At 66.5% G+C, this 7,914-nt stretch carries 7 protein-coding genes and 1 pseudogene; 4 read left to right on the plus strand and 4 right to left on the minus strand.

Annotated elements, in window-relative coordinates:
* Both JOZ00_RS08210 and JOZ00_RS08215 read left to right on the plus strand, forming a co-directional pair.
* Positions 1-1,006, plus strand: a 1,006-nt coding sequence (locus JOZ00_RS08210) for an NADP-dependent isocitrate dehydrogenase (RefSeq protein ID WP_293342265.1), incomplete at its 5' end; no start/stop codon positions are given.
* 53 nt (positions 1,007-1,059) lie between these two features.
* Positions 1,060-2,229 carry an NADP-dependent isocitrate dehydrogenase gene (locus tag JOZ00_RS08215; RefSeq protein WP_293342279.1) on the plus strand — a complete coding sequence of 390 codons (1,170 nt, stop codon included), beginning with the start codon at positions 1,060-1,062 and terminating at the stop codon, positions 2,227-2,229.
* On the opposite strand, the gene JOZ00_RS08220 is transcribed toward JOZ00_RS08215, so the two are convergent.
* Positions 2,222-3,019, minus strand: a complete 798-nt coding sequence (locus tag JOZ00_RS08220; protein WP_293342282.1) for an alpha/beta hydrolase — start codon at positions 3,017-3,019, stop codon at positions 2,222-2,224. The two genes, JOZ00_RS08215 and JOZ00_RS08220, sit on opposite strands and share 8 nt — an antisense overlap.
* A 150-nt stretch (positions 3,020-3,169) precedes the next feature.
* Between JOZ00_RS08220 and trpS the strand changes: the two genes are divergently transcribed.
* Positions 3,170-4,189 carry a tryptophan--tRNA ligase gene (gene trpS, locus JOZ00_RS08225; RefSeq protein ID WP_293342267.1) on the plus strand — a complete coding sequence of 340 codons (1,020 nt, stop codon included), beginning with the start codon at positions 3,170-3,172 and terminating at the stop codon, positions 4,187-4,189.
* Between the two features lie 26 nt (positions 4,190-4,215).
* Positions 4,216-5,244, plus strand: coding sequence for an inner membrane protein YhjD (gene yhjD, locus JOZ00_RS08230; RefSeq protein ID WP_293342270.1), 1,029 nt, complete (start codon positions 4,216-4,218; stop codon positions 5,242-5,244).
* On the opposite strand, the gene nagA is transcribed toward yhjD, so the two are convergent.
* From nagA to JOZ00_RS08245, 3 genes and pseudogenes are all read right to left on the minus strand, one after another.
* Positions 5,241-6,353, minus strand: a complete 1,113-nt coding sequence (gene nagA / locus JOZ00_RS08235) for an N-acetylglucosamine-6-phosphate deacetylase (protein ID WP_293342273.1) — start codon at positions 6,351-6,353, stop codon at positions 5,241-5,243. The two genes, yhjD and nagA, sit on opposite strands and share 4 nt — an antisense overlap.
* On the minus strand, positions 6,344-7,687 hold the full coding sequence (locus tag JOZ00_RS08240; protein WP_293342276.1) for a sugar porter family MFS transporter: 1,344 nt from the start codon (positions 7,685-7,687) through the stop codon (positions 6,344-6,346). The genes nagA and JOZ00_RS08240 overlap by 10 nt, the downstream gene beginning before the upstream one ends.
* A gap of 4 nt (positions 7,688-7,691) precedes the next feature.
* A pseudogene (locus JOZ00_RS08245) lies at positions 7,692-7,914 on the minus strand (D-alanyl-D-alanine carboxypeptidase); the annotation flags it as partial.

A 7,914-nucleotide genomic window follows, 5' to 3' on the forward strand; every position in this document is an offset into this window, starting at 1 on the left:
CGTCGGGCTGATGGCGCAGCAGGCCGAGGAGTACGGCTCGCACGACAAGACTTTCGAGATCCCCGAGGACGGCGTCGCCAACATCGTCGACCTCGACACCGGGGAAGTGCTGCTGACCCAGAACGTCGAAGAGGGCGACATCTGGCGCATGCCGATCGTGCGGGACGAACCGATCCGCGACTGGGTCAAGCTGGCCGTCACCCGGGCGCGCAATTCGGGCATGCCGGTGGTGTTCTGGCTGGACCAGGAGCGCCCGCACGAGAACGAACTGCGCAAGAAGGTGAACACCTACCTGGCCGACCACGACACCGAGGGCCTCGACATCCAGATCATGTCGCAGGAGCGGGCCATGCGCCACACAATCGAGCGCGCAATGCGCGGACAGGACACCATCGCGGCGACCGGAAACATCTTGCGCGACTACCTCACCGACCTGTTCCCGATCCTCGAGCTGGGCACCAGCGCCAAGATGCTGTCCATCGTGCCGTTGATGGCCGGCGGCGGAATGTATGAAACCGGAGCGGGCGGTTCGGCGCCCAAGCACGTCCATCAGCTCGTCGAGGAGAACCACCTGCGCTGGGACTCCCTCGGTGAATATCTCGCCCTGGGAGCGTGTTTCGAAGACGTCGGCATCAAGACCGATAATGAGCGCGCCAAGATCCTGGGCAAGACCCTGGACTCCGCGATCGGAAAGCTGTTGGACAACAACAAGAGCCCGTCGCGCAAGACCGGCGAACTCGACAACCGCGGTAGCCAGTTCTACCTGGCGCTGTACTGGGCGCAGGAACTGGCCGCGCAGTCCGACGACGAAGAGCTGAGTACGCACTTCGCCGCGCTGGCGGATTCGTTGGCGGAGAACGAGGATGCCATCGTGGCCGAGCTCGCCGAGGCGCAGGGCGAGGCGGCCGACATCGGCGGCTACTACTACCCGGACAGCGAGAAGACGACCGCGGTGATGCGGCCGAGCAAGACGTTCAACGAAGCGCTCGTAGCCTCCCAGGACTGATCGTGTCCAAGATCAAAGTCAAGGGCGTCATCGCTGAGCTCGACGGCGACGAGATGACACGCGTCATTTGGAAATTGATCAAGGACCTGCTGATCCTTCCGCACCTCGACATCAATCTGGACTACTACGACCTGGGCATCGAGCACCGCGACCGCACCGACGACCAGGTGACGATCGACGCCGCCTACGCCATCAAGAAACACGGCGTGGGGGTCAAGTGCGCGACGATCACCCCCGACGAGGCCCGTGTGCAGGAGTTCAGCCTGAAGAAGATGTGGCTGTCACCGAACGGGACGATCCGGAACATCTTGGGCGGCACCATCTTCCGCGAGCCGATCGTAATCTCGAACGTGCCGCGGCTGGTTCCGGGCTGGACGAAGCCGATCGTCATCGGCCGCCACGCTTTCGGCGACCAGTACCGCTCGACCAACTTCAAGGTCGAGAAACCCGGCACCGTCGCAATAACTTTCACGCCCGCCGACGGCGGCGAGCCGATCGTGCACGAGATGGTGGACATCCCCGAGGACGGCGGCGTCGTGATGGGGATGTACAACTTCAAGGACTCGGTCCGCGATTTCGCCCGCGCCTCGCTGAAATACGGCCTCAACGCCAAGTGGCCGGTGTACCTGTCGACCAAGAACACCATCCTCAAGGCCTACGACGGCATGTTCAAGGACGAGTTCCAACGCGTGTACGACGAGGAGTTCAAGGAGAAGTTCGAGGCCGAGGGGCTGACCTACGAGCACCGGCTGATCGACGACATGGTCGCGGCCTGTCTCAAGTGGGAGGGCGGCTACGTGTGGGCCTGTAAGAACTACGACGGCGACGTCCAGTCAGACCTCGTCGCGCAGGGCTACGGCTCGCTCGGACTGATGACGTCGGTGCTGATGACGGCGGACGGCAAGACGGTCGAGGCCGAGGCCGCACACGGCACCGTCACCCGGCACTTCCGCCAATATCAGGCCGGCAAGCCGACCTCGACCAACCCGATCGCCTCGATCTTCGCCTGGACCCGCGGACTGCAGCACCGCGGCAAGCTGGACAACACACCCGCGGTGACTGAGTTCGCCCGGACGCTCGAGCGGGTGGTCGTCTCGACTGTCGAGAGCGGGAAGATGACCAAGGACCTGGCCATCCTGATCGGGCCCGACCAGCAATGGCAGGAGAGCGAGGAGTTTCTCAACTCGATCGCCGAGAACCTGAAAGAACAGGTGGCTAGCTAGCCGGTGGCCGCTCGCGGTCCTTCGCGGTGCCACACTCGTCGATGAAGTCTGCGATGGCCGCGGTGACCCGGTCGGGCGCCTCGAACATCGGGACGTGTCCGACGCCGTCGAGCCGGGTTGTCTTCGTTCCCGACGGTAGGTACGTGCTGAAATGCCGATTGAATCTGCTGGCCGGTACCACGCGGTCCTTCTCGCACAGAATCAGCTGGACGGGCACGGCCGTCTGGGCCAATTCCAGTAGCCCTGGTGCCACCAGCGACTTGTAGAGCAGCTGGAAGTAGGCCGGACAGTGCGCGGCGTCGTCGACAACGACGGACAGCTGTTGCTCGGTGATTCCGTACGGCGATGCGGTCAGTGGCAAAGTCGCCAGCCGGCGGCTCAGCGGCAGCCGCAGCGTGCGCGCGCCGAACAGCCGGGCCAGCGCCAGCATCGGCATGCCTGCGACGAACTTGCTGATGACCTCGAATTTGACCGGGCTCCACCGCGTCCAGCCGCCCGCGGCGCCAATGCCGGTCACGCTGCGCGCGCGCCCTCGCCGCTCCAGTTCGAAGGCCACCCAGCCGCCCAGCGAATTGCCCACCATGTGCGCGCTGTCCCAGCCGAGTTCGTCGAGCTGCCGCTCGACGTGGTCGGCCAGCACCGACGAGCTCAGCCGCCACGTGCCCGCGTACGGACCGCCGTTGTGCCCGGCCATGGTCGGGGCGAACACCTCGTAGCGGCCGGTCTCGGCCAGCCGCGGCGCGACCGGATCCCACACCGTCTGGGACATCAGGAACCCGTGCAGCAACAGCACCGGCTCTCCGGAGCCATCTCTGGGACCGAGGTGGGTCGGTGGACGAGTCGTCATAACTGCCGACATTAAAGCCGGTACCGCCGGTATCGCAAGCAGGCTGCCGGTCTGTGCAGGCCCGGGGGCTTCGCGTGAAAAGATCGATGCATCATGAGCACCGCTACCGGATCAAGCCGGCTTTTCTCCGGCGTGCAACCGACGTCCGACTCGCTCCACCTGGGCAACGCTCTGGGGGCCATCAAGCAGTGGGTCGGGCTGCAGGACGACCACGACGCGTTCTTCTGCGTGGTGGACCTGCACGCGATCACCATCGCCCAGGACCCCGAGGCGCTGCGCCGCCGGACGCTGATCACCGCCGCCCAATACCTGGCGCTGGGCATCGACCCGGCCCGCAGCACCGTGTTCGTGCAGAGCCATGTGCCGGCGCACACCCAGCTGGCCTGGGTGCTGGGCTGCTTCACCGGCTTCGGGCAGGCGTCGCGGATGACGCAGTTCAAGGACAAGTCGTTGCGGCAGGGCAGCGACTCCACCACCGTGGGCCTGTTCACCTACCCGGTGTTGCAGGCCGCCGACGTGTTGGCCTACGACACCAATCTGGTGCCGGTGGGGGAGGACCAGCGCCAGCACCTGGAGTTGGCGCGCGACGTCGCTCAGCGCTTCAATGCCCGGTTCCCAGACACTTTCGTGGTTCCGGACGTGCTGATCCCCAAGATCACCGCGAAGATCTACGACCTTGCGGACCCGACCTCGAAGATGAGCAAATCGGCGGCCACCGACGCCGGATTGATCAACCTGCTCGACGATCCTGCGGTGTCCGCCAAGAAGATTCGCTCGGCGGTGACCGACAGCGAGCGCGAAATCCGTTTCGACGCCGACGCCAAGCCCGGCGTTTCCAATCTGCTGAGCATCCAGTCGGCCGTTACCGGGGTCGGCATCGACGCTCTCGTCGACGGCTATGCGGGACGCGGTTACGGCGATCTGAAGAAGGACACCGCCGAGGCCGTCGTCGAGTTCGTCAGCCCGATCAAGGCCCGGGTGGACGAATTAACGGCCGATCTCGCCGAATTGGAGGCGGTGCTGGCCACCGGCGCGGAAAAGGCGCGCGAAGTGTCCGGCAAAACAGTCCAGCGGGTTTACGATCGGCTTGGGTTCCTTCCGCAACAGAGGTAAGGCCCGCTGCTAATTGGAGCAATACCATGAGCGAGCCGGCCAAGCCAGGCTTCTTCGATCGGCTGCGCGCCCGGTACGGCTGGCTGGACCATGTCATCCGCGCCTATCAACGCTTCGACGACCGCAGCGGCGGATTCTTCGCGGCGGGACTGACGTACTACACGATCTTCGCGCTATTCCCGTTGCTGATGGTCGGTTTCGCCGCCGTCGGGTTCGTGTTGGCCCGGCGCCCGCACTTGCTCAGCACGATCGACGATCACATCCGCGCCCAGGTGTCGGGCTCGCTGGGGCAACAGCTGCAGGACCTGATGAACTCGGCGATCGATGCGCGGGCATCCGTCGGGATCATCGGCCTGGTCACCGCGATATGGGCGGGCCTGGGCTGGATTTCGCACCTGCGGCAGGCGCTGACCGAGATGTGGTGGCAAAGGCGCATCGAGTCACCGGGCTTCCTGCACAACAAGTTCTCCGATTTTCTGGCGATGTTGGGGACGTTCGCGGTCATCTTGGTTACCGTCGCGATCACCACCCTGGGTCACCAGGCGCCCATGGCCGCGGCGCTGAAATGGGCTGGCATACCCAAATTCCCGGTGTTCGACGGGCTCTTCTGGCTCTTCTCGACCTTGATCGCGACGTTGGTGTCGTGGTTGTTGTTCACCTGGATGATCGCCCGGCTGCCCCGCGAGAAGGTGAGCCTGGTCGATTCGATGCGGGCAGGACTGATAGCGGCGATCGGCTTCGAGGTGTTCAAGCAGGTGGCGTCGATCTACCTGAAGGCGGTGCTGCACAGCCCGGCCGGCGTCGCCTTCGGACCGGTGCTGGGGTTGATGGTATTCGCTTACGTCACGTCCTATCTCGTGCTGTTCTGCACGGCGTGGGCAGCGACCACGTCCGGCGATTCCAATGCTGCGCACGTCGCTCCGCCCGCGCCCGCGATCATTTCGCCCCGCATGGAGCTCGACGAGGGCCTGTCCGCGCGTCAGACGATAACGGCGATGGCCCTGGGAGCCGTTGGGGCGCTGGCCCTTTCCCGGCTCACCCGCTGGCTTCGTTAACGCCAGGCGCCCCGCGTCATCACGCGCGTGACCCGCAGATCGCGGTCCAGCACAACCAGATCGGCGTCGTAGCCGGCTCGCAGCTCGCCCACCCGCTCGAGGCCGAGGGCGCGCGCCGGCGTAACCGAGGTCATCTGCGCCGCGGCGGCCAGGCCCGCATCGGCGGCCACGGCGCGAAAGAGTTCATCCATGGTGGCGGTGCTGCCCGCGATCGTCGACGTGCCGCGCACCCGCGCCACTCCGGAGGCGACGTCGATCTCGGTCGCGCCCAGGCGAAACGGCCCGTCGGCACAGCCCGCCGCGGCCATCGCGTCGGTGATCATCGCGACGCGGCCGGGTCCGGCGGCCGCGACCACCGCGTGTATCAAATCTGGGTGCACGTGCACGCCGTCGGCGATGAGTTCGACGGTTACCTGCGGGGCCCGCAGCAGGGCGAGTGCGGGGCCGGGTTCGCGGTGGTGCAGCGGTGGCATCGCGTTGAAGAGATGCGTGCCGACGGTCGCGCCCAGCGCGATGGCGTGCTGGGCCTGCTCATAGGTCGCATCCGTATGGCCCAGTGCCACAACCACACCCGCGTCGCAGAAGCGCCGGATCGCCTCGTCGGCCCCGGGCCGTTCCGGCGCCAAGGTGACCATCCGGATCGCGCCGTCACCGGCAGCGAGCACGGCGTCGATCTCGGCGGGGTCCGGGTCGCGCATCCGGGCGGGGTCGTGCGCCCCGCAGCGCGCCCGGCTTAGCCACGGGCCCTCCAGATGAATGCCGGCAATGACGCCGTGGCGGGTTGTTTCGGCGAGCGCGCGCACCCCGGCGATCAACTCCGCGGGCGAGGCGGTCACCAGGCTGGCCAGTGTCGTGGTAGTGCCGTGCCGTAGGTGGAAATTCGCGGCGTCGGCGATGCCGTGGCTTTCTGTGTAGGACGCTCCGCCGCCGCCGTGCACATGCATGTCGATAAACCCTGGCAGCACAGTGCAATCGGAAAAGTCGTCATCGGCCGGGCGGGGCGGCTCCCCGGGTGCACAGGCGACGACCCGTTCGCCCGACGTTTCCAGCCAGCCGGGCCGGCGGACCTGCCCGTCGGAGATGATCGCGCCCGCGCGGATCAGGACCATCTACCGCCGTTTTCCCAGAAGTGCTGGATGTCCTCGAGTGGGCGGCCCTTCGTCTCGGGTGCGTACCGGAAGACGACGAAGAACGCGATCAGCGCGAATGCCCCGAACAACGCGAAAACGCCTGAGCCACCGAGGGAATGCAGCACGGTCAGAAAGACCGCGGCGACGATCGCGTTGGCGATCAGGTTGGAGGTGAGCATCGTGCTCGATCCGATGGACCGCAGCCGGGTCGGGAAGCTCTCGCTGGCGTACACCCATCCCAGCGAGCCGAAGCCCATGGTGTAGCCGAAGATGAATAGCAGGATGCCGGCGAATCCGAGCGCCAGTCCGGTCCCGCCCAGGCCGCGGGCAAACACGGCCATCAGCACGGCGTCGGCGCCGATCATCATGGCGATGCCCGACAACAGGATTGGGCGCCGGCCCACTCGGTCGACCAGGAGCACGGAGGTGCCCACGGCCACCAGGCCGGCGACCTGAACCAGCGCCGGCAGCGCCAGCAGCGCGAAGTTCCCGGTGAACCCCATGGCTTCGAAAATCCTTGGGCTGTAATAGATGATCGCGTTGATGCCGGTGATCTGGGTCAGGAAGCCGAGCGTGATCACGAACAGGGTGGCTCGCGAGTACGGGGGTCGCAGCATCTCGGACACCCGACCACTACCCTCGCTGACAGCGCGGGCGATCTCGGCGAGCTCGGATTCGACGTCCGCGGCGGGCTCGATGCGCTGCAGCGCGGCGCGGGCGTCGTCGGTCCGGCCCTTGAGCACATACCACCGGGCCGTGTCGGGCATGCGAATCACCAAGGGCAGCAACAGCGTTGCAGGGATGGCGGCCAGCCCGAACATCAAGCGCCAGCTGTGGGAGCCGGCCAGTAGATACCCGGTCAGGTAGCCGATGACGAGTCCGCTGACGATGGCCAGTTGGTAGGCGGTCAGCAGCGACCCGCGCACGGCGGCCGGAGCCGATTCCGCCACGAACACCGGAACGACCACCACCGACACCCCGATGGCCAGGCCGAGCAGGAAGCGGGCCAGCAGCAGCATCGGCTCCGAAACCGACAGCGCGGCCACCAGCGCGAGCGCCGCGTATGCGACGAGTACCAGCAGCACCGACTTCCTTCGCCCGATCGCGTTGGCCAGCACGCCGGCACCCAACGCTCCGGCGATCTGGCCGAGCACCACCATCGTCGTCAGCAGTTCCTGTTGCCGCGTGCTCAGGCCGAAATCCTCGGTGACGAACAGCTGCGCACCGGCGATGATCGACAGGTCGTAGCCGTAGATGACCCCGACGCTGGCGGCCGTGAGCCCGACCAGCAGGCCCCGCGAGCGGGCGGGCATGTGTTCAGCGGTGTTGCGGTCGGCGGTTCATCGAGCGTGCGGCCATGATCAAGCTAAACACGATGACGGCGCCGATGACGCCCACACCCACCCGGACGGGGAGCGCATCCGCCGACGGCAGCACGCCGCCTGCCTGGGCGCTGCTGCCTGACTGGTCCGCGGCGTCGTGCTTGGTCGGCATCAACGAGCGGTCGGGTTCGACCAGCGTGCCGACCTGCGTGCCCTGC

The organism is Mycobacterium sp., assembly GCF_019243155.1.
Taxonomy (GTDB): domain Bacteria; phylum Actinomycetota; class Actinomycetes; order Mycobacteriales; family Mycobacteriaceae; genus Mycobacterium.

Coding starts and splice junctions, on each gene's coding strand:
- yhjD (WP_293342270.1), top strand. CDS start 4,216: ATGAGCGAGCCGGCCAAGCCAGGCTTCTTCGATCGGCTGCGCGCCCGG.
- JOZ00_RS08240 (WP_293342276.1), bottom strand. CDS start 7,687: ATGCCCGCCCGCTCGCGGGGCCTGCTGGTCGGGCTCACGGCCGCCAGC.
- JOZ00_RS08215 (WP_293342279.1), top strand. CDS start 1,060: ATGACACGCGTCATTTGGAAATTGATCAAGGACCTGCTGATCCTTCCG.
- nagA (WP_293342273.1), bottom strand. CDS start 6,353: ATGGTCCTGATCCGCGCGGGCGCGATCATCTCCGACGGGCAGGTCCGC.
- trpS (WP_293342267.1), top strand. CDS start 3,170: ATGAGCACCGCTACCGGATCAAGCCGGCTTTTCTCCGGCGTGCAACCG.